Consider the following 20,128-nt stretch of genomic DNA (forward strand, 5'->3'; position numbering starts at 1 on the left):
GACTGCGGGCGAAGGTCCTCATGTCGTACGGAGATGGGCCTCGCTTCGACAGCAGGACGAACGGCTTTCCGGTGCGTGACTTCGTGGTCGGGAGGACCGGGTGGCGTTGGCTGGTGGCTCTGGGCGCCGCGGAGGTCGCGCTCACCACGGCCGCGGCGATGGATCTCTGCTTCCGCCCGGCAGCCGGGGTGCGCGGGCGCAAGGGGCTGTGGTGGCTGGGGATCTTCGTGCAGCCGGTCGGGCCCATCGCCTACCTCGTGTGGGGTCGGCGTCCGTGAGGCCGGACCGGGCGATGGTCCCTGTTCGGGAGGGGCTTTGTCCTCTGCCATAGGGCCGCCGTCAGGTGTGTGCTGGAGGTGTGGGAATGCGAGCCCACCGCCGACGGCCGGTACGTGCTGCGCGCCGAGTTGCCCGGCATCGACCCCGACAAGGACGTCGAGATCGTGGTGCACGGCGGCATGCTGCACATCCGTGCGGAGAAGACCCGGAAGATGACCGAAGCGCACCGTTCCGAGTTCGCCTACGGGTCGCTCACCCGCACCGTGACACTGCCCGCGACGGCCAGGACCGATGACGTCAAGGCCGTCTACAAGGGCGGCGTCCTGGAGGTCAGCGTAGGGCTGGCCGAGGAGGAGAAGGCCGAGGGCCGGCGGATCACCGTCGAGCACTGACGCCTGGCCGGGGCGCGGGCGGCTCTGCCTGCCCGCGCCTCCGGCAGGAGGGTTGCCGTGATCTGCGAGTCCTGGAGGCGATCATGACCGTTGTCGTGGCTCCGCCGTACTCGACCGAGGAGGCACGGGACGACTGAGGCCTGCTGCAGGCCCCCATCGCGAGCGTCTGTTCGGCGTGGAGCGCGCGGACGAGATCGCCGCCGACGCAGCCGTAGGTGCCGAACCGGTCCACCCAGGTGGGGAACTTGCCCGCGCTCGCGCAACGCCGCGATCAGCGGGTCCAGCGAGTCGAGGACGGCGGGCTCCCTGTCATGCTCCGCCCCACATGGGCAGGTCGGCGATGTCGTCGTGCTTCCAGCCGAGCTCGTCGTGCACGGCGACGACGCCGTCGATGTTCTCGGCCAGGCGGACAGCGGTGACGGCCTGGCTGTGCTCGGGCAGGGTCCCGGACAGGGTGACCACGCCGTCGGTGACGGTGACGTTCAGTCCGTAGGTGTCGGCGCGGACGGCGTCGCGGGCTCGCTGCTCGATGTCCTTGTCCGGCAGCAGGAAGACCTTGATCAGGTCGCGGCGGCTGACGATGCCGAGCAGGCGGCCGTCGGCGTCGACGACGGGAAGGCGCTTGACGCCGTACCGGTCCATGAGCCGGGCGGCCGTCACGACGGGGGCGTCGGGGTCGATGACGTGGGCGGGGCTGGTCATCAGCTCGCCGGCGGTCTCGCCGAGGGATTTGCGGTAGCCGCTGCCTTCGCTGCCGGCGGTGTGGCGGACGCGGGCGCACAGCGGGGGCCGGTAGTCGTCGCCGTAGTAGCGTTCCTTGAACTCCTCCTTGGCCAGCAGGTCGGCCTCGGAGACGACGCCCAGGACGCGGTTGTCGTCGTCCAGGACCGGCACGCCGCTGACGCCTTTGTCGATGAGCAACTCGGCAACCGTGTGGAAGGACGCCTTCTGGTTGACGGCGGCCACCTCGGTGGTCATGACGTTGGAGACTGTGGATCTCACGGTGTCCTCCTGAGGTGCTTGACCCGGACGATGCCGGGAACGGTGCGGGCGAGCACGTCGGCGATCTTGTCGGCGTGCTCGTGCGGCGGCCCGCTCAGCTCGGCCACGCCGTCGCGGACGGCGACGTCCCAGCTCGGGCCGAAGGGGTACTGCTCACGCAGCACCTTGATGACGGCTCGGCGCAGTTCCTCGTCGGGACGGGCCAGCATGGCCATCAGGTCGCGGCGGCTGACCATGCCGACGATCCGCTCGCCGCTGACCACGGGCAGGCTCTTGACGCGTTTGCCGACCATGAGGGTGATGGCGGTGGTGACATCGGTGCAGGCCGTCACCGTGATCGCCTCGCGGGTCATGACCTCCATCACCCGCCGGGGTGGCGGCTCATGCGCCGATGACACGGGGCGGACGGTGGCGCGGGGGTCGGGCTCGAACTCGCCGCGCAGCAGGTCCAGCTCGCTGACGACGCCGACGAGACGGTCGTTGTCGTCGACGACGGGGGCGGCGGTGATGTCGTGGCCGTACAGGACCCGGATGGCCCGCCGCACCGGATCGGTGCGGCGGACGGTGATGGCCGGGCTGCTCATGACCTCGCGCACGAGCATGGCTAGCGCGCCTCCCACGCTCACCCGCACGCCGTCGGTGTTCACCCACAGGGCGCGGTCGCGAATGTCGTCGCGGAGCTCGGCGGCGGTGTCGCCCTCGGCCTCCGACACCATGCCGATCACATGGTCGTCGTCGTCCAGCACCGGGACGGCGCTGATGCCGCCGGCGATGAGCGCCTCGACGGTCCTGCGCATCGCTTGTTCCTCCTTGTCGGTCACCTTCATCGCACTCCGCGAACGCCGCGCCTCATAGGGCCGGAAGTCCCTCAACTCAATGGGGAAGAGCACGACCGGATGGCGTCCGCAGGTCCAGGCGGCCCTGGCGCGGCCGAGCCGGTCGCGGGCGCAGGGCTGTGCGAGTGGTGCGCATCTCGCTCAGCTCCTCATGGTGCGGCGGGACCTTTGTACTGCATCGGACTCGAGGCACCGTGCGGCGCGCCGCCCCCCGGGCTCTTGAGCAGGGGCCGATCGCCGTGTTCGCAAGGGCGAAGGCCCCTGGCCGCGGTGAGGCGGCAAGAGGAGGCTGGGTGGATGAAGCGATCGTGGCTGACGGTCTTTCTCGCCTTCACAGTCGCGACCCTGGCCTGCGGCGGCATCCTGCGGTGGGCCGGTCAGGCCGCCATGAGCGATGCCGTACTGGCGGCGGGGACAGCCGCGGCCATCCTGCCGGCCGCCTGGTGGGTGATCTCCGCGCTGCGCGCGGGCCGGCTCGGGGTGGACGCGATCGCGGTGCTCGCCCTGGCCGGGACACTGGCCATCGGGGAGTACCTGGCGGGCGCGCTGATCGCGGTGATGCTGGCGAGCGGGCGGATGCTGGAGGAGTACGCGCTGCGCCGGGCTCGCCGCGATCTGACCGCCCTGTACGAACGTGCCCCGCGCTGGGCGTACCGCCACGCCGGAGGCGCTCCACGCGAGGTGGAGGTCTCCGACGTGCGGCCAGGTGACCTGCTGCTGGTGCCCGCGGGCGAGATGGTGCCGGTGGACGGCACCGTCGCCCGGTGCGCGGCGGTGCTGGACGAGTCGGCGTTGACAGGCGAGGCGCTGCCGGTCGAGTACCCGGTCGGGGAGGGCGTACGCAGCGGCGTCGTCAACGCCGGGCCGGTCTTCGACCTGAGGGCCACCGCGACGGCTGAGGAGAGCACGTACGCCGGGGTGGTGCGGCTGGCTCGTGAGACCGAGGCCGGCAGCGCGCCGGTGGTGCGGCTGGCCGATCGGTTCGCGAGCTGGTTCCTGCCCGCGACCCTGGCTCTGGCCGGGCTCGCGTGGGCCCTGTCAGGCGAGCCCGTGCGGGCCGTGGCAGTGCTGGTGGTGGCCACGCCCTGCCCGCTGCTGCTGGCCGCACCCGCCGCCATCGCCTCGGGGCTGTCACGTACGGCCCGTCACGGCGTCGTGGTGAAGGGCGGCGGAGCCCTGGAGATGCTGGGCCGGGCTCGCACCCTCGTTCTGGACAAGACCGGAACCCTCACCAGAGGCCACCCCGACGTGGTGGACGTGGTCGCCACGGCCGGGCACACGCCGCACGAGGTGCTGGCCCTGGCGGCGGCCGTGGACCGGATGTCGTCTCATGTGCTGGCCGCCGCCATCGTCCGGGCAGCGCAGGACCGTGACGTCGAGCAGCTGCCCGCCGGCCGGGTGCGTGAGGAGCCGGGTGCCGGCACGACGGGCGACGTCGGTGGCCGCACGATCGCGGTCGGACGGGTCGCGGCCGGATCGGGCTCGGCATGGGCCGCCGCTCAGCGGGCCAGGGCCGCGCTCGACAGCGCCATGACGGTCTGGGTGAGCGTGGACGGCGCGCTCGCCGGCGTCATCCTCCTGCGGGACGAGGTGCGGCCGGATGCCGCGCGTACCCTGCGCAGGCTTCGCACCGCCGGCATCCGGCGCGTCGTCATGCTCACCGGGGACCGCGCCGAAGTCGCCGAGAGCGTGGCCGCGGTGCTCGGCGTGGATCATGTGCTGGCCGAACGCACCCCCGCCCAGAAGGTGGCGGGCGTCCGTGAGGAGGCGGAGCGAGAGACCACCGTGATGGTGGGCGACGGCATCAACGACGCGCCCGCGCTGGCCGCGGCCCAGGTCGGCGTGGCCATGGGCGCGCGCGGCTCGGCCGCCTCCACCCAGGCCGCGGACGTGGTGCTGACCACCGACCGGCTCGACCGCCTGGCCGACGCCATGGACGTGGCCCGCCGGACCAGGCGCATCGCGGTGCAGAGCGCGGGTGCCGGCATCGGGCTTTCGCTTGCCGCCATGGTCGTGGCCGCGCTCGGCCTGCTGCCGCCCGCCGCCGGGGCACTGCTGCAGGAGGCCATCGACGTGGCCGTGATCCTCAACGCGCTGCGGGCGCTGAGCCCGGCCAGAGGTACCCGGACGCGGGTGGACGCACCCACCGACGCGCTGCTGCACCGCTTCGAACGCGAACACGTGACGCTGCGTCCCGCGCTGAACCTGCTCCGCGAGGCCGCCGACGCGCTCGACGGACCGCCGCCCCGGGCGCTGCCCCTGCTGCGCAACGTTCACGACGTGCTCATCAAGGAGATCCTCCCGCACGAACAAGCCGAGGAGCGCCACCTCTACCCCGCGCTGAGCCGGGTGCTCGGCGACCCCGAGGCGACGATGACCATGAGCAGGGCACACGCGGAGATCACCAGGCTCACGACCCGCCTGGGCCGCCACCTCGACCTGGCGGGCTCGGCCGGCCCCGCCCTCGACCAGCTCGACGATCTGCGCGCCTGCCTGTACGGCCTGCACGCCGTGCTGACGTTGCACTTCGCGCAGGAGGAAGAGGCCTACTTCTCGCTGGCCGCGCGTACCGAATGAGGAACGGGCCGAACGGTGAGCGGCGTTTCGTCAGCGCAGGCGGCGCAGCAGCGGTGAGGGTGGCGGCACGCAGGGTGCGACCCGGATGCGGGCGTCCACCGTGGTGGCGCCGCCGGGCGTGACGATGACCGGGTTGAGGTCGAGCTCGGCCACCTGGGGAAGGTCTTCGAGTAGCCTGCCGATGCGTTCCAGCTGACCGGCCAGCGCGTCGAGGTCGACGAGCGGCGAGCCGCGGTAGCCGTGCAGGAGCGGGGCGCTGCGCAACTCGTCGATCATCGCGGCGGCGTCGATGACGGGTGGCACCCGGAAGGCCCGGTCGGCCAATAGGTCGGCCGTCACCCCGCCCATGCCGACCATGACCAGTGGCCCGAACGCCGGATAGTTGACCCCGCCGACGATGATCTCGACGCCGCCCGGCAGCAGAGGCTGGACGATGGCGCCGGTCATGTCCGCGCCGATGCGCGCCGACATGTCCTGGTAGGCCCGCCGTACTTCTTCCTCGGTACGCAGGCCGAGGCGGACACCGCCGACGTCGCTCTTGTGGATCGGGCCGACGGCTTTGAGCACCACGGGCAGACGCACCTTGCGGGCCGCCTGCGCCGCGGCCTCGGGATCGTTCACCTGGATGGACTCAACGAGCGGCACGCCGTAGCAGCTCAGGAGCCGAGCGGTGGTGGCGGGGGAGAGCCATTGCCCGCCGGGATGCGCCGCCAGCTCGGCCTGAACGATCTCGCCTGCCGTCCTGTCGTCCGCGGGCGGCCGTACAAGGGGCGGGGCGGGGCGCCGAAGCCATTCGGCATGGCCCACGACGTGAGCGAGTGCCTCGACGGCCTGCTCGGGGAAGGCATAACTGGGGATCCGTCCATTGATCAGCCCGTCGTGGCCCACGACACAGGCCAGCACGGTCTTGTCTGTTCCCCTCGCGGCCTCGGCGATGGCCTGACGGGTCTCCTCCAGGCCGGATCCGAACGGCGGGGTGTACACGGCCAGGATCACGTCCACCTCGGGCGAGGCGGTGAGCGCCTTCAGCGCGGCGCCGATCTCCGCCGCGCTCGCGTCGGCGGTCAGATCGACCGGGTTGGCCAGCGCGGCGGCGGGCCGCGCGGCCGGCAGGCCGGGCGGCAGCTCCGGAACGATCAGGCCATGGTGCTCGCAGGCGTCGGCCGCCATCGCCTGAGGCCCGCCCGAGTTGCCCACGATGGCGACCCGCCGCCCTCGGGGAAGAGGCTGGGCCGCGAGCAGCTTGGCGGTGTCGATCAGGTCGTGGACGCTGTCGAGCCGGATCACCCCGGCGGCGCGGACCAGCGCGTCCACCGCGACGTCCGGGGTGGCCGCGGCGGCGGTGTGCGAGCGCACCGCCCGGTCGCCGGCGCCGCCGCGGCCGCTCTTGACCAGCAGCACCGGCTTGCGCGCGGTCACCCGGCGGGCGATGCGGGCGAACTTGCGTGGATTGCCGAACGACTCCAGATACAGCGCGATCACGTCGGTGCCGTCGTCGTCCTCCCAGTATTCGAGCAGGTCGTTGCCGCTGACGTCGGCCTTGTTGCCGACGGAGACGAACGTGGAGACGTCCAGGCGGTCCAGCAGCGCCGCGCCGACCGCGCCCGACTGCGACATCAGCGCGATGCGACCTCGAACGGGAGCGTGCGGCAGGAAGCTGGCATTCAGCCGGGCGGCGGTGTTGACCACGCCCAGGCAGTTGGGGCCGACGAGGCGCATGCCGGCCGAGCGGCAGATCTTCAGCAGCTCCGACTCCGCACCACGCTGCCCGGCCTCGGCGAAGCCGGAGGTGAGCACCACCAGTCCGGCCACGCCGGCCTGCGCGCAGTCCCGGGCGACCTCCAGCACGCGTGCGGCGGGCACCGCCACCACGGCCAGGTCCACGCCGACCGGCACTCTGGGACAGCAGGTCAGCCCGGCGATCTCGGCGGCGTTCGGGTTGACGGGGTGGATCGGCCCGGGGAAACCGCCGTCGAGCAGGTTGCGCAGCACCTTGTGCCCGACCGCGTGCTCGTCGCGCGAGGCGCCGATCACCGCCACCGAACGCGGGGCGAGCACCCGCGCCAGCGACGCCCGCTCCGCCTCGTGGTCGCGGGCCTCGATGCCCGCCCGCAGGCCCGCCGTCGGCTCGGCGGTGATGGTGACGTGCAGCGTGCCGCCTTCGAAGCGCTGCCGCACGTCCAGACCGAGGTCGTGCAGCACCCGGATCATCGGCCGGTTCTCGGCCAGCACGTCGGCCACCAGCTCCCGCACGCCGTGCCCGGCCGCGTCCAGCGCGACGTGCTCCAGCAGCAGCGTGCCGAGCCCGTGGCCGTGCACCGCGTCGTCGATGAGGATCGCCAGGTCGGCGCGGTCGCCGTCCATGGGGATGTACTCGGCCACCGCCACCAGCCGCTCGTGCATGGCGGCGACCAGGGCGTGGCCGTGATATTTGCCGCTCGTGACGCGATCCATGTACGCGTGTGCGGTGTTCCGGCCGCCGGTGAAGAAGCGCAGGTAGGCCGAGCGTTCCGAAGAGCGGTCCACCAGTTGGTGCAGGGCCGCGCGGTCGCCGGGGCGCAGCGGGCGCACGTGGGCGATGCCGCCGTCGCGCAGGAGGACGTCGTATCCCTCGGCCATGGTGATCTCCCGTCCCTCGAAGGTGTTCCTCCACCTCTGAGGCTGTCCGGGCGGCGCTTCGCCAGGCAGAGCCGGACGGCCCGGGCGTGCGGGCCCAAAGTCCCTAGCTGATCTCCGGGACCATCTCGATGGCGCCCGCCGGGCATTCGGCCACGCACAGGCCGCAGCCCTTGCAGAAGTCGAGGTCGATCTCGTACCGCAGCCCTGGCCCGAGCTTGAGCACGGCGTTGTCGGGGCAGACGCCGTAGCAGTTGTCGCACTCGAAGCAGTTGCCGCACGACAGGCAGCGGCGCGCCTCGAACAGCGCCGTCGACTCCTCCAGGCCGCGCTCCACCTCGTCGAAGGTGCTCGTCCGGCGGGCCAGGTCGAGCTTGAGGCGGACGGTGGCGGGTGCGTCGCTGTAGTACCAGGTGTTGAGCAGGTCGAAGTCCGCCATGGGGTGCCGGGGAGCGGGCGTGCAGGCGCCGTCGCGCAGCCAGGCGTCGATGTGCCTGGCCGCCTTCTTGCCGTGCCCGACGGCGACCGTGACCGTGCGCTCGGCGGGCACCATGTCGCCGCCGGCGAACACGCCGGGGCAGCCGGTCATCAGGTCCGGTCCGACCTTGACCACGCCGTCCTCGATCTCGGCTCCCGGCAGCCCGGCCAGCAGCGACAGGTCGGCCTCCTGGCCCAGCGCCAGCACCACCGAGTCGGCCGCGAGCTCCTCGAACTCGCCGGTCGGCCGCGGGAAGCCGGTCTCGTCCAGGCGCATCTTCTCGATGGTGATGCTCCCGCCGCCGGCGTGCGTGATCGTGGACAGCCACTTCATCCGTACGCCCTCCTCGGCCGCCTCGGTGACCTCGCTGTCGTGGGCGGGCATGCGGTCGCGGGTGCGCCGGTAGACGACGAGCGCGTCGCTCGCGCCCAGCCGCCGGGCGGTCCTGGCGGCGTCCATGGCGGTGTTCCCGCCGCCGTAGACGACGACGCGGCGGCCCAGCAGCGGCGCGGAGGACTCCTCCATGCCGCGCAGCACCGAGACCGCGTCGAGGATGCGGGCGGAGTCGCCGGCCGGGATGTAGGCGCGCTTGCCGATGTGCGCGCCGACGGCCAGGAACGCGGCGTCGAACCCGCGCATCGCCTCGGCCAGGTCCGTGACGGTCCGCCCGAGCTCCAGGGTCACCCCCATGTCCAGGATGCGCTGGATCTCGGCGTCCAGAATGTGACGCGGCAGCCGGTAACGGGGGATGCCGAAGCGCATCATGCCGCCCGGCTTCGCGCCGGAGTCCATGACGGTGACCTGGTGGCCGAGCCTGGCCAGGTGGTAGGCGGCCGACAGCCCGGCCGGGCCGGCGCCCACCACCAGCACCCGCTTGCCGGACGGCTCGGTCTGGATCGGCATCGTCCAGCCGTGCTTGATCGCCTCGTCGCCGAGGAAACGTTCGACGGAGTTGATGCCGACCGCCTCGTCCAGCTTGCCCCGGTTGCAGGCGGTTTCGCAGGGCCGGTAGCAGACGCGGCCCATGATCGCGGGGAACGGGTTGTCCTGCATGATCTGCCGCCAGGCCGCCTCGTAGGAGGGTTCCTCGGCCAGGCTGAGCCAGCGCTGGATGTTCTCCCCGGCGGGGCAGGCGTGGTTGCACGGCGGCAAGCGGTCCACATAGACGGGGCGTTCCGTCCGCCACGCGCCGGTCTTGTTCGCCAGGCTCGACCCGACGCCGAGCGTGATCGCGAAGGGCTTGTCGTCCATGTCAGTCCACCAATCCGAAACGGCGGATGTTGCGCTCCGCCGACGCCTGGATGCGGGCGATCACGTCGGTCCGCGGCGGGTCGCCGAACAGGTGCTGGTAACGCCCCTGCAGTCTCAGGTAGTCGTCGACCGGCACCCTGCGCCGGATCTTGGTCACCCCGGTGACCTCCCCGCGTTCCGCCTCGAAGACGGGGAACAGGCCCGATTCGGTGGCGAGCCTGGCCACGCGGATCGTGTCACAGGCCGCGGTGACCCAGCCCAGCGGGCAGGGCACCAGAACATGCAGGTAGCGGGCGCCGCGCAGATCCATGGCCCGCCGCACCTTGTACTCCAGGTCACGCAGGTCGGCCACGGTCGCGGTGGCCACGTACGGGATCTCGTGCGCCATCGCGATGAGCGGCACGTTCTTGCCCTGGCCGAAGGCCTGGCCGGGCAGGGGAGTGGTGGCGGTGCGCGCGGCGGGCGGGGTGGCGCCGGAGCGTTGCACGCCGGTGTTCATGTACGCCTGGTTGTCGTAGCAGATGTAGAGCACGTCGTCGTTGCGCTCGAACATGCCCGACAGGCACGCGAAGCCGATGTCGACCGTGCCGCCGTCGCCGCCCTGCCCGACCACCCGCACGTCGGTGCGGCCCTTCGCCTTCAGCGCCGCCGCCACCCCCGTCGCCACCGCCGGGGCGTTGCCGAACAGCGAGTGGATCCACGACACCTGCCAGGACGTCTCCGGGTACGGCGTGGAGAACACCTCCAGGCAGCCGGTCGCGTTCACGACGATCATGCGGCCGGCGGTCGCGCTGATGGCCGCGTCGATGGCGTAGCGCGCGCCGAGCGCCTCCCCGCAGCCCCGGCAGGCGCGGTGGCCGGAGGTGAGGGAGTTGCCGCGGTCGGGCGCGGACTGCAGGGCACGTTGCTCGGGCGGCAGCAGCCGGTTGCCCACGGCGAAGCTGCCGACCTGGTAGAACTTGGTCCGCTGGGCGGGCATGATCAGTCACCTCCGGCGAGGTCGCGCAGCATGTTCTCGGCGCTCGGGCCCGACCTGCGCCGCGCCCGGGTGCGGGCCAGCTCTCTGGCGACGAGGTCGTGATCGAGGTTCAGGAAGGTCAGCGGCTCGGGCTTGTCCGCGGTGAGCTCGGCATGCAGAGCCGCCTTGGTGATCGGCCGCCCGCCCAGACCGGCGACGACCGTCCGGATGCCGGCGTCCGGCAGGGCGGTGCGCACGTCGGCCGAGACGATGCCGCCCACGCCGGTGGAGAAGGCCCGCTCGATCACCACGACGTTCCGCTTCCCGGCGAGCAGGGCGTGCAGCGCCTCGAACGGGAACGGGCGGAAGGTGGTCAGCGTCGCGGCGCCGACTGCGTGCCCGGCTTCGCGCAGCTCGTCGATCACGTCCTTGATGGTGCCGAGCACGGATCCGAGGGCCAGCACGACCGTGTCCGCGTCTTCGATGCGGTAGCCGCGCACCAGCCCGCCCGAGCCGCGGCCGAAGGCGCGCTCGAAGCCGGCGGCGATCGCGGGGATGCGCTCCAGCGCCTCCAGATGCCGGGCGTGGGTGAGATGGCGCACCTCGGTGAACGCCTCAGGGCCCACCATCGCCCCGATCGAGGACGGGTCGTCCGGGTCGAGCACCTGGCGCGGCTCGTACGCCGGCAGAAAGGCGTCCACCTGCGCCTGGGAGGGCAGGTCCACCCGCTCGACGGCGTGCGTGAGCACGAACCCGTCCATGCACACCATCACCGGCAACGACAGCTCCTCGGCCAGCGCGTACGCCTGCACGTGCAGGTCAACGGCCTCCTGGTTGGTCTCCGCGTAGAGCTGGATCCAGCCGGAGTCGCGCTGCGACATCGAGTCGCTGTGGTCGTTCCAGATGTTGATCGGCGCGCCGATCGCCCGGTTGGCCACCGTCATCACGATCGGCAGCCCCAGCCCCGAGGCGTTGTACAGCGCCTCGGCCATGTAGAGCAGGCCCTGGCTGGCGGTCGCGGTGTAGGTGCGCGCCCCGGCCGCGGACGCGCCGATGCACGCCGACAGAGCGGCGAACTCCGACTCGACGTTGACGTACTCGCACGTCCCCAGCCGCCCCGCCCGGGTGATCCGGCTGAGCGCCTCGACGATGTGCGTCTGCGGCGAGATCGGATACGCGCAGATCACCTCCGGCCGGCACAGCGCGACCGTCTCGGCGACGGCCTGCGAGCCTTCCAGCTGCCTAAGCACGGACGGCCTCCCTCACATAGGAGTGAGCCTCAGCCGCCGCGGCCGCGTTGGCCTCGGCCACCGGGCCGTGGAACAGGTGGCGGATCGCCTCCTGCAGCGACTCCAGCGACACCACCCCGGTCAGCGCGCAGAACGCGCCGAGCAGCACCGCGTTGGGCACCGGTTTGCCGAGGTGCCGCAGCGCGATCTGCGAGGCCGGGACGGTCTTACCGGTGACGCCCAGGGCTTCGGCCGATCGATGCGAGTTGATCAGCACGAGGCCGTTCGGGCGCAGCCCGGCCAGGACGTCGACCTGCCGGAGCAGGGTGGCGTCCTGGACGATGACGGCGTCCGGCGCGGCGATCGGCTCGCGGACGCGGATCGGTTTGTCGGAGATCCGGCAGAACGCCACCACGGGCGCGCCCGTGCGCTCCGACCCGAAGGTGGGGAACGCCTGCGCCCACCGGTCCTCCATGAAGGCGGCCACCGACAGCAGTTCGGCAGCGGTGACGACGCCCTGGCCGCCCCGGCCGTGAATGCGCGTCTGATACTCCATGCCTCGCATGGAACCCCGGCAACGGCGGCGGCCTGGAGGGCCGAACGTCCCGGTTGCGGGGACTTTCGGCCCTCACCGTGCCCTGCGGCGGCCTGGACGCTCGAAGAGAGGCAACCACGAGAGAGGGGCGGCTCATGCTCAGGATCGGGATCGTCAAAGAGAGCGCCTCGGGCGAACGCAGGGTCGCGATCACTCCGGACCTGGTGCCGCGCCTGCTCGCCGCGGGGCTCACCGTGCTGCTCGAGACCGGGGCCGGAGCCGCCGCCCGATTCCCCGACGGCGCCTACGGGGATGCCGGTGCGCTGATCGTCAGCGCCGACGAGCTGTACGCCGGCGCGGACATCATCGCCTGCGTGCACCGCCCGCCCACCTCCCGCCTGCGCCGGGGGCAGTTCGTCATCGGCCTGCTGCACCCCGACCCCGCCTACACCGGGGACCTGGCCGCGCGGGGCGTGACGGCCGCGAGCCTCGACCTGGTGCCGCGCACCCTCAGCGCCGCCCAGCCGATGGACGCCCTCACCTCTCAGGACACCGTCGCCGGTTACCGGGCCGTCGTGCTGGCGGCCGGCGCTTTCGAGCGGTTCTTCCCGTTGCTCGTCACCGCCTCCGGGACCGTGCCGCCCGCCCGTGTCCTGGTACTGGGCGCGGGTGTCGCCGGGCTCTCGGCGATCGGCACGGCCCGCCGCCTCGGCGCGATCGTCACCGGCTACGACATCCGGCCCGAGGCCAGGGCGGAGATCGCCTCGCTCGGCGCGGCCGTGCTGGACCTGGACGGCGAGGGCAGCGGCCAGGGCGGCTACGCCCGCGCCCTGACCGAGACGGAACAGCGGGACGAGCGCGGCGTCCTGGCCGCCCACGTGGCCCGCCACGACGTCGTGATCACGACCGCCAAGGTGCCGGGACGCCGCCCGCCGCTGCTGGTCACCGAGGCCGCGGTCAAGGAGATGCGGCCAGGCGCCGTGATCGTGGACCTGGCCGCCGGCGAGCTCGGCGGCAACGTGGAGGTCTCCAGGCCGGGGGAGCGGCTGGTCACCGAGAACGGCGTCATCGTCATCGGAGCGGAGAACCTGCCCGCGACGATGCCCGCCGCCGCCTCGACCGCCTACGCCCACAACGTCTGCGCCTTCCTCACCCACGTGCTGCGCGACGGCGCGCTCGCCTCCGACCCGGACGACGCGATCCATGCCGCCGTGGTCTTCACCGGGGGTGCGGCGTGAACCCGCAACTCCTCACCGACCTGACCGTGTTCGTGCTGAGCCTGCTGCTCGGCTTCGAGGTCATCGGCCGGGTGCCGACGACCCTGCACACGCCGCTGATGTCGGCCGCCAACTCGGTGCACGGCATCGTGCTCGCCGGAGCCGTGCTCATCGCGCTCACCGCCGACGACGTCCTCGGCTATGTCGTGGTGTTCGTGACGGCCGCGTTCGCCGCGATGAACGTCGTCGGCGGCTACGTGGTCACCGACCGGATGCTGGAGATGTTCCGGCCACGGGAGGCGAAGCGATGAACGCCTTCGACGTCGTGATCCGGCTCGTGTACCTGGCCGTCGCCACCTGCTTCGTCCTCGGGCTGCACCTGATGAACTCCCCGGTCACCGCACGGCGCGGCAACCTGCTGTCGGCCGGCGCCATGGCGGTGGCCGTCGCGGCCACCGTGGCCGTGCTCGTGCAGGCGGGCGGCGTACAGGGCTGGGCGTGGATCGCGCTGGCCGCCGGTGCGGCCCTCGGCGCGGGCCTGGGGCTGCTGCTGGCCAGGCGGGTGCCGATGACGGCCATGCCGCAGCTCGTCAGCCTGTTCAACGCCGTCGGCGGCGGCGCCGCCGCGCTGATCGGCGTGCACGACTTCGTGCTGCGCGGCTCGTCCCTGCCGGTCGTCCTGGACGTGCTGATCGGCGGGGTGACCTTCTCCGGCTCCCTGGTCGCCTCCGGGAAGCTGCAGGGGCTGGTGCCGAGCCGCCCGATCGTCTTTCCCGGAGCCCGTGTGCTGACCGTGGTGCTCGTCCTGGTCATGCTGGTGGCCGCCGGGCTGTCGCTCGCCGGTCCCGGCGGAGCGGTGGCCCTGGTCGCGCTCGCCGTCGCGGCGCTGGGGTTCGGGGTGACCATGGTGACGCCGATCGGCGGCGCCGACATGCCGGTGGTGATCTCGCTGCTCAACGCGTTCACCGGCACGGCCGTCGCGATGGCCGGGTTCGCCCTCGGCAACGGCGTCCTCATCACGGCGGGAGCACTCGTCGGCGCCTCCGGCGCCATCCTGACCAAGCTGATGGCCGACGCCATGAACCGCTCCATCACCGCCATCATGGCCGGCGGCTTCGGCACGGGCGACAGCACCGGCGACCAAGCCCCCGGCACGGGCGTGGTCCGGGCGCTGTCGGCGGACGACGCGGCCATCCAGCTTGCCTACGCCTCCAGGGTCGTCGTGGTCCCCGGCTACGGGCTGGCCGCGGCCCAGGCCCAGTACCAGCTCCGGGAGCTGGCCGAGCTGCTGGAAGGACGAGGGGTGAACGTCGCCTACGCCGTCCACCCCGTCGCCGGACGCATGCCCGGCCACATGAACGTGCTGCTCGCCGAGGCCGGAGTGCCGTACGACCAGCTGGTCGAGCTGGACGCGGCCAACGCCGCGATGCCGCAGACCGACGTCGCCCTCGTCGTGGGCGCCAACGACGTCGTCAACCCCGCCGCCCGCCGCCCCGGGACGGCGGTGTCGGGCATGCCCATCATCGACGCCGACCGCGCCAAGAGCGTGATCGTCGTCAAACGCTCGATGGGGCACGGCTACGCGGGCATCGACAACGAGCTCTACACGGCCGCCACCACCGGGATGTACTTCGCCGACGCCAAGAAGGCGCTGGCCGAGATCACCGCCGCGGTCAAGGTCCTCGTCGGCTGACAGAGGCCGGCTGACAGAGGCCGGCTGACAGAGGCCGGCTGGCAGGGGCCGGCTGGCAGGGGCGAGGCACCGACATGGACGTCGACCCGCACCGGACCGGAAGGGCCGCCGGCGCCCGCTCATGGAAGAGGCGCAATGGCGCGCGGGCCGGGACCTTCTGCCCTGCCCGCCCTCCCCGGCCCGGGCGACGCTGGAGCGAACCGGCACGGACGCTGGAGGCTGACATGTCCGATCACATGAGCCCGCTCGACGCGGCGTTCCTCACCCTCGAAGACGAGCAGGCCGAGGCCTCGCTGGCGATCTCGTCCACTGCCGTTCTCGAAGGCCCCGCGCCTTCCCCGGCGGAGTTCCGGGCGGCCATCCTCGCCCGGCTCCCGCTGGTGCCGCGCTACCGGCAGAAGGCGCGGACCGTACCACTCGACCTGGGGCCGCCCGTCTGGGTCGACGACCCCGGCTTCGACCTGGACTACCACCTCCGGCGCGTCGCCCTGGCCCCTCCGGGCGGCGATGCCGCGCTGCGTGAGGCGATCGCCGACATCATGGCGCAGCGGCTCGACCGCGATCACCCCCTCTGGGAGTACTGGGTGATCGAAGGGCTCGCCGACGGCCGGTGGGCGCTGGTGTCGAAGGTCCACCACTGCATGGTCGACGGCGTGTCCGGCACCCAGCTGTACTACGCCGTCTTCGACGAGTCCCCCGAGGGCGCACGCGATCTGCCGCCGGACACCTGGGCACCGGGCGGCGAGCCGTCCACCGTGGCCCTGACCACCGCCGCGCTACACGACCTGCTTCTCAAGCCCGTCGAGCAGGCGCGCGTGATCGGACAGGCCCTCGCCACCCCGTCCGCCACCGCCCACCACCTCACGGTCGCCGCCCGCGGCCTGGCGACCCTGACCGGCGCCCTGCGCCCGGCCACCGTCACCACACTCACCGGCCCGATCGGCCGGCACCGCCGGTACGCCACCGCGCACGCCCGTCTCACCGACGTCAAGCAGATCGCCCACCGCGCGGGCGTGACGTTCAACGACGTCGTGCTCGCCGCGATCAGCGGCGGCTACCGCTCCCTGCTACGCCGCCGCGGCGAGGAGCCGCACCCGCACGCGGTGCGCTCCCTCGTCCCGGTCTCGGTACGAGCCCCCGGCGAGGAGGGCATCTGCGAGAACCGGATCTCGCTCATGCTCGCCGACCTGCCCGTCCACGTGACCGACCCCGCCGAGCGGCTGCGCGCCGTGCACCGGCACCTCACCGAGCTGAAGGCGAGCGGGGAGGCCCAAGCCGGTGAGGCGATCATCGAGCTGGCGGGGCATGAGCCGTACCCGCCCGTCTCCTGGGGCATGCGGCTGGCCGCGCACCTGCCGCAGCGCCAGATCGTCACGGTCACCACGAACGTCCCTGGGCCGCGCAAGCCGCTGTACCTGCTCGGCAGGAAGGCACTGGAGATCCTCCCGTACGTCCCCATCGCCACCAGGCTGCGCACCGGAGTGTCCATCTTCACCTACTGCGACCGGGTCACCTTCGGCGTGACCGGCGATTACGACACCGCCCCCGATACCGGCCGGCTCGCTCAGGACATCGAGCAGGAGCTCCAGAAGCTGCTCCTCGCCTATCGGCCGGCGCCGGCGACTCCATCGCGTCCCAGGGCCGTCAAGCCGCGAAAGGCGGTATCGCGTTCCGCGCACGCGCGGACGGCGCAGCGGCAGCCGGCCTGATCGCAGGAGAGACCTCGCCACCTGGTGGGCGGGCGGGCCTCACCCGCCGGCGGAGGGACGGTGGCGCCGGGCCCGCGTGGCAGGGTGACGCTCGCGACTGGCTCAAGGTGCTCGGCCATGACCACCCGGAGGCGACGGTCGTCGAGGACATGCGGTTCGCCCATCCGGTGGTCGCGCTCACCACGGCCGCCGAACAGGCAGCCCTGGTGGTCCTCGGTTCGCACGGACGCGGTGCCGTGGCATCGGTGCTGTACGGCTCGGTCAGCCAGGGCGTCGTCCACCGGTCGCGATCGGTTCGAGCACCCGTGGTGATGCGCTCCTCGTCCTTGGAACACCGGCGAACGGCCTCGCATCCAGGGACCAACGGCCCTGCTCGCAGCCACGCCGCGCGCGGACGCTCGAAGGTGAAAGGAGGTGGCACGATGAGACTGACCTGGAAGGACGCCCTCGCGACAGTGGTCGCGGGCGTGAACATCGCCATCTACGTCGCCTTCACCCAAGGCGCGGACCTGCCGATCATCGGCAGCGTGCGCGGTGCCGCCGGAGCCATCCTGCTGCTGGGCGTGGTGGGCGGCTGCGCGCTGGGCTCAGCGCCCGAGGAGCACGAACGGAACAGGGGCCTGTACGTGGGCGTCATGAGCACGCTCGGTGGCATCGCCCTGCTCGCGGGCGTGCTCGCGCTCATCATGGCGAGCGAGCTCGCCCTCGCGGTGCTGTTCTTCTCCACCATCGCGCTGTGGTTCATCGCCACGCTGCGCCACGCGTCCGCCTCGGCCAAGGCGGAGGCGCTCAAGTGAAGATCGGGCCGAAGGTCCTCTCGGGCGAGGGCCTTCGGCTCCTTCGCATGCCGCCAGGCCCTTCGACGCCGGCACCCGCTCTACGGCCGTCGTCGCCGAAGGCCCCATCCTGACCCTGAAGGGCGCTCCCGAGGTGTTGCTGGGCCGCGGCGCCTCCGCCCCGGCGACTACCGAGCTCGACGGCATCCCGGCCATCGCCCTGGGCGTCGACCGCTCCCCCGGGGACCCGCTCGCCGCACGTCCAGGCAGGGACGGGCTGCTGTCCGGCAAGGTGCTGGCCCGCATCGGGGCCGGGCTGGGCCAGGCGCTGGGCGCCGCCGCGCTCACCCCGCCCCCGTGCGACCCTGGCCCGCCACATGAGGATCAGCCGAGATTAGGGGCGAAGGTCCCACCACGCTCCGACCGTCGCCTCTTAGCGGGGATGCCGCGGCGGCGGACGATGACGGCATGAGAATCGGAATCAATGGATTCGGCAGGATCGGCAGGGCCGTCCTGCGCCGCGCGCTGCACACCGACCCGGACAGCGGACTCGATGTGGTCGCCGTCAACGACATCACCGACGCGGCGACGCTGGCCCACCTGCTCAAGCACGACTCCACCTACGGCCCATTCGACCTGCCCGTCACCGTCACCCCCGGTCTGCTGGAGGTCAACGGCCGCAAGATCGCCGTGATCTCCTGCGCCGACCCCGCCCAGATCGACTGGCGTGCCCACGACGTCGAAGTGGTCATCGACGCCACCGGCCGCTTCCGCACCAGAGACGCCCTGGCGGCGCACCTGAAGGGCGGTGCCCGCAAGGTGCTGCTCTCGGCCCCCGGTAAGGGCCTCGACGCCACCATCGTCCCGGGCGTCAACGACGCCGCCTACGACCCGGCCCGGCACGAGATCGTCTCGCTGGCCTCGTGCACCACCAACTGCGTCGCCCCGATGGTCAAGGTGCTGCACGAAAGCTTCGGCCTCGTACGCGGCTTCATGACCACCATCCACGCCTACACCGGCGACCAGATGCTCCTCGACGCCCCGCACAAGGACCCGCGCCGGGCCCGCTCCGCGGCCGTCAACATCGTGCCCACCACCACCGGCGCCGCCCGCATGGTCGGCCTGGTCCTGCCCGAGCTCGACGGCCGCCTGGACGGTGTCGCCATCCGCGTGCCCGTGGAGGACGGCTCGATCACGGACCTGTCCGCCCAGCTCAGCCGCCCCGTGACCGCTCAGGAGGTCAACGACGCCTTCGCCGTGGCCAGCCGGGACGAACTGCACGGCATCCTGCGCTACAGCACCGATCCGCTCGTCTCGCGCGACATCATCGGCGACGCCGCCTCATGTGTGTTCGACTCCGCCCTGACCCAGGCGAGCGAAGATCTGGTCAAGGTCTTCGGCTGGTACGACAACGAGTGGGGCTACGCCAACCGCCTCGTCGAGACGGCCCAGAAGATGGCGTGACCACGGAGATCCCACCGGGCCCGTGCTTCGTACGCGGGCTTCACACGAGGGCGCTGACGTGATGCGCTGGGCGCATCGTCTGCTGGAGGTGGAGTCATGGCAGCCCAGTCCGTCAAGCACGCGCTCGACGCCGCGGTGGAGGCCGCTCGGTGGGCGCCCTCGGTGCACAACACCCAGCCTTGGACCTTCCGGCTGACCGGCGAGGAGATCGGCCTGAAGGCTGACGTCGAACGGCAGCTCCACGTAAGTGACGCGAGCGGGCGAGAGCTTCTCATCAGCTGCGGTGCCGCCTTGTTCACCATGAGGACGGTCATCCGGTGTGAGGGATATGAGCCGATCGTCCGTGTCCTGCCCGACCCGGACCGGCCCAACCTGCTGGCGACGGTCAAGGCCGGCACCCCGGCGCGGGCCGACGAGGCGACCTGGGCACTCGGCGGGGAGATCGAGCGGCGGCGCACCCATCGCGCGGGCTTCGCCGACGTGCCGATGCCGGAGCAGCTGCTCAGGTCACTTGAACGAGCCGCCATGAACGAGGGCGCCGAACTGACGCCGATTCTGAACCCGCAGGCCATCGAGGTGATCGCCGCGCTCACACAGGCCGCCCAGGGTGTGCAGGGCCGGGACCGGCGTTTCACATTGGAGCTGCTGCGCTGGTCGCGGGCGCCGGAGAGCACGCGCAGGGACGGCGTTCCGGCCGACGCCCATGGAGGGGGAGGCGGACGTACCGAGCCACGTTTCGCTCAGCGCGAGTACGCCTGGCGCAGTGAATGGACCGGCCAGAGCGCGCAAGGCGCCGCGGTGGGGACCGTGACGTTGCTCAGCACCGCGAGCGACGGGCGGGAGGACTGGATCGCCGCGGGTCAGGCGCTGCAGCACGTTCTGCTGCACGCCGCCGCGCATGGCGTCAGTGCCGCCTTCCACACCCAGGCGCTGGAGATGGATCAGTTGCGCGAGTTCCTGCGTCAGCAGTTGTGCGGGGCCGGCGCGTACCCACAGATGATCATGCGGCTCGGCGTCACGCTGGACGAGGACCAGGACTCCATCCGCCGTCCCTTGCCCGATGTCCTCGAGGAATGAGACGCCGAGACGCACCACGTCCGCCTGCCTTGACGCGGG

The 20,128-nt window shown here is 72.2% G+C and carries 18 protein-coding genes and 1 pseudogene; 12 read left to right on the forward strand and 7 right to left on the reverse strand.

Features of this window, described 5'->3' with window-relative positions; translation table 11 throughout:
• Positions 1 to 20 precede the first annotated feature (20 nt).
• Positions 21 to 278, forward strand: a complete 258-nt coding sequence (locus FXF51_RS31930; protein ID WP_148438401.1) for a PLDc N-terminal domain-containing protein — start codon at positions 21 to 23, stop codon at positions 276 to 278.
• A gap of 69 nt (positions 279 to 347) precedes the next feature.
• The gene (locus tag FXF51_RS31935; protein ID WP_262379982.1) at positions 348 to 671 is read left to right on the forward strand and encodes an Hsp20/alpha crystallin family protein; all 324 of its coding nucleotides are present in this window, start codon (positions 348 to 350) and stop codon (positions 669 to 671) included.
• 309 nt (positions 672 to 980) lie between these two features.
• On the opposite strand, the gene FXF51_RS31940 is transcribed toward FXF51_RS31935, so the two are convergent.
• Together FXF51_RS31940 and FXF51_RS31945 are read right to left on the reverse strand one after the other, a co-directional pair.
• Complete coding sequence (locus FXF51_RS31940) at positions 981 to 1,673, reverse strand: CBS domain-containing protein (RefSeq protein WP_262379983.1); 693 nt, start codon at positions 1,671 to 1,673, stop codon at positions 981 to 983.
• The gene (locus tag FXF51_RS31945; protein ID WP_148438403.1) at positions 1,670 to 2,500 is read right to left on the reverse strand and encodes a CBS domain-containing protein; all 831 of its coding nucleotides are present in this window, start codon (positions 2,498 to 2,500) and stop codon (positions 1,670 to 1,672) included. Before FXF51_RS31945 ends, FXF51_RS31940 begins: the two co-directional genes overlap by 4 nt.
• Before the next feature lie 306 nt (positions 2,501 to 2,806).
• Here FXF51_RS31945 and FXF51_RS31950 point away from each other — a divergent pair, with 306 nt between their 5' ends.
• Positions 2,807 to 5,086, forward strand: coding sequence for a heavy metal translocating P-type ATPase (locus FXF51_RS31950; protein ID WP_148438404.1), 2,280 nt, complete (start codon positions 2,807 to 2,809; stop codon positions 5,084 to 5,086).
• A gap of 30 nt (positions 5,087 to 5,116) precedes the next feature.
• Here the strand turns inward: FXF51_RS31950 and FXF51_RS31955 are convergent, their stop codons facing one another.
• The 5 genes from FXF51_RS31955 to FXF51_RS31975 form a co-directional block, all read right to left on the reverse strand.
• A complete protein-coding gene (locus tag FXF51_RS31955) occupies positions 5,117 to 7,705 on the reverse strand; it encodes a GNAT family N-acetyltransferase (RefSeq protein WP_148438405.1) in 2,589 nt (862 codons plus the stop codon).
• 103 nt (positions 7,706 to 7,808) lie between these two features.
• The gene (locus FXF51_RS31960) at positions 7,809 to 9,431 is read right to left on the reverse strand and encodes an NAD(P)-binding protein (protein ID WP_148438406.1); all 1,623 of its coding nucleotides are present in this window, start codon (positions 9,429 to 9,431) and stop codon (positions 7,809 to 7,811) included.
• A gap of 1 nt (position 9,432) precedes the next feature.
• On the reverse strand, positions 9,433 to 10,410 hold the full coding sequence (locus FXF51_RS31965; protein ID WP_148438407.1) for a thiamine pyrophosphate-dependent enzyme: 978 nt from the start codon (positions 10,408 to 10,410) through the stop codon (positions 9,433 to 9,435).
• A 2-nt stretch (positions 10,411 to 10,412) separates the two neighbouring features.
• Positions 10,413 to 11,639 (reverse strand): pyruvate ferredoxin oxidoreductase, encoded by a 1,227-nt coding sequence (gene porA / locus FXF51_RS31970; RefSeq protein WP_148438408.1) that lies wholly within the window; start codon positions 11,637 to 11,639, stop codon positions 10,413 to 10,415.
• Positions 11,632 to 12,174, reverse strand: coding sequence for a 2-oxoacid:acceptor oxidoreductase family protein (locus tag FXF51_RS31975; RefSeq protein WP_148438409.1), 543 nt, complete (start codon positions 12,172 to 12,174; stop codon positions 11,632 to 11,634). The genes porA and FXF51_RS31975 overlap by 8 nt, the downstream gene beginning before the upstream one ends.
• Before the next feature lie 134 nt (positions 12,175 to 12,308).
• On the opposite strand from FXF51_RS31975, the gene FXF51_RS31980 reads away from it, so the two are divergent.
• The 9 genes and pseudogenes from FXF51_RS31980 to FXF51_RS32010 all read left to right on the forward strand — a co-directional run bounded on the left by FXF51_RS31980 (position 12,309) and on the right by FXF51_RS32010 (position 20,089).
• Positions 12,309 to 13,391, forward strand: coding sequence for an NAD(P) transhydrogenase subunit alpha (locus tag FXF51_RS31980; protein WP_148438410.1), 1,083 nt, complete (start codon positions 12,309 to 12,311; stop codon positions 13,389 to 13,391).
• Positions 13,388 to 13,681 carry an NAD(P) transhydrogenase subunit alpha gene (locus tag FXF51_RS31985; RefSeq protein WP_148438411.1) on the forward strand — a complete coding sequence of 98 codons (294 nt, stop codon included), beginning with the start codon at positions 13,388 to 13,390 and terminating at the stop codon, positions 13,679 to 13,681. The genes FXF51_RS31980 and FXF51_RS31985 overlap by 4 nt, the downstream gene beginning before the upstream one ends.
• On the forward strand, positions 13,678 to 15,063 hold the full coding sequence (locus FXF51_RS31990; RefSeq protein ID WP_148438412.1) for an NAD(P)(+) transhydrogenase (Re/Si-specific) subunit beta: 1,386 nt from the start codon (positions 13,678 to 13,680) through the stop codon (positions 15,061 to 15,063). Before FXF51_RS31985 ends, FXF51_RS31990 begins: the two co-directional genes overlap by 4 nt.
• Positions 15,064 to 15,287: 224 nt before the next feature.
• A complete protein-coding gene (locus FXF51_RS31995; protein ID WP_148438413.1) occupies positions 15,288 to 16,772 on the forward strand; it encodes a WS/DGAT/MGAT family O-acyltransferase in 1,485 nt (494 codons plus the stop codon).
• Positions 16,773 to 16,879: 107 nt separating this feature from the next.
• Positions 16,880 to 17,050, forward strand: a pseudogene (locus tag FXF51_RS62875) (universal stress protein); the annotation flags it as partial.
• A 144-nt stretch (positions 17,051 to 17,194) separates the two neighbouring features.
• The gene (locus FXF51_RS62880; RefSeq protein WP_262379992.1) at positions 17,195 to 17,569 is read left to right on the forward strand and encodes a hypothetical protein; all 375 of its coding nucleotides are present in this window, start codon (positions 17,195 to 17,197) and stop codon (positions 17,567 to 17,569) included.
• Between the two features lie 133 nt (positions 17,570 to 17,702).
• A complete protein-coding gene (locus tag FXF51_RS61085) occupies positions 17,703 to 18,020 on the forward strand; it encodes a hypothetical protein (RefSeq protein WP_187414676.1) in 318 nt (105 codons plus the stop codon).
• Entirely contained in the window at positions 18,017 to 19,012 is a 996-nt protein-coding gene (gene gap, locus FXF51_RS32005; protein WP_148438414.1) for a type I glyceraldehyde-3-phosphate dehydrogenase, read from the forward strand. The genes FXF51_RS61085 and gap overlap by 4 nt, the downstream gene beginning before the upstream one ends.
• A 96-nt stretch (positions 19,013 to 19,108) precedes the next feature.
• A complete protein-coding gene (locus FXF51_RS32010) occupies positions 19,109 to 20,089 on the forward strand; it encodes an Acg family FMN-binding oxidoreductase (protein WP_148438415.1) in 981 nt (326 codons plus the stop codon).
• Positions 20,090 to 20,128: the final 39 nt, after the last annotated feature.

The sequence above is a fragment of the Nonomuraea sp. PA05 genome, assembly GCF_008086045.1.
GTDB classification, from domain to species: Bacteria; Actinomycetota; Actinomycetes; order Streptosporangiales; family Streptosporangiaceae; genus Nonomuraea; species Nonomuraea monospora.

Excerpts from the sequence above, each read along its gene's own strand:
- gap (WP_148438414.1), top strand. The coding sequence starts at position 18,017 with ATGAGAATCGGAATCAATGGATTCGGCAGGATCGGCAGGGCCGTCCTG.
- FXF51_RS31955 (WP_148438405.1), bottom strand. The coding sequence starts at position 7,705 with ATGGCCGAGGGATACGACGTCCTCCTGCGCGACGGCGGCATCGCCCAC.
- FXF51_RS31990 (WP_148438412.1), top strand. The coding sequence starts at position 13,678 with ATGAACGCCTTCGACGTCGTGATCCGGCTCGTGTACCTGGCCGTCGCC.
- FXF51_RS31975 (WP_148438409.1), bottom strand. The coding sequence starts at position 12,174 with ATGGAGTATCAGACGCGCATTCACGGCCGGGGCGGCCAGGGCGTCGTC.
- FXF51_RS31960 (WP_148438406.1), bottom strand. The coding sequence starts at position 9,431 with ATGGACGACAAGCCCTTCGCGATCACGCTCGGCGTCGGGTCGAGCCTG.
- FXF51_RS31945 (WP_148438403.1), bottom strand. The coding sequence starts at position 2,500 with ATGAAGGTGACCGACAAGGAGGAACAAGCGATGCGCAGGACCGTCGAG.
- FXF51_RS31965 (WP_148438407.1), bottom strand. The coding sequence starts at position 10,410 with ATGCCCGCCCAGCGGACCAAGTTCTACCAGGTCGGCAGCTTCGCCGTG.
- FXF51_RS32010 (WP_148438415.1), top strand. The coding sequence starts at position 19,109 with ATGGCAGCCCAGTCCGTCAAGCACGCGCTCGACGCCGCGGTGGAGGCC.
- FXF51_RS31980 (WP_148438410.1), top strand. The coding sequence starts at position 12,309 with ATGCTCAGGATCGGGATCGTCAAAGAGAGCGCCTCGGGCGAACGCAGG.
- FXF51_RS31950 (WP_148438404.1), top strand. The coding sequence starts at position 2,807 with ATGAAGCGATCGTGGCTGACGGTCTTTCTCGCCTTCACAGTCGCGACC.
- FXF51_RS31995 (WP_148438413.1), top strand. The coding sequence starts at position 15,288 with ATGTCCGATCACATGAGCCCGCTCGACGCGGCGTTCCTCACCCTCGAA.
- FXF51_RS31930 (WP_148438401.1), top strand. The coding sequence starts at position 21 with ATGTCGTACGGAGATGGGCCTCGCTTCGACAGCAGGACGAACGGCTTT.
- FXF51_RS62880 (WP_262379992.1), top strand. The coding sequence starts at position 17,195 with ATGAGACTGACCTGGAAGGACGCCCTCGCGACAGTGGTCGCGGGCGTG.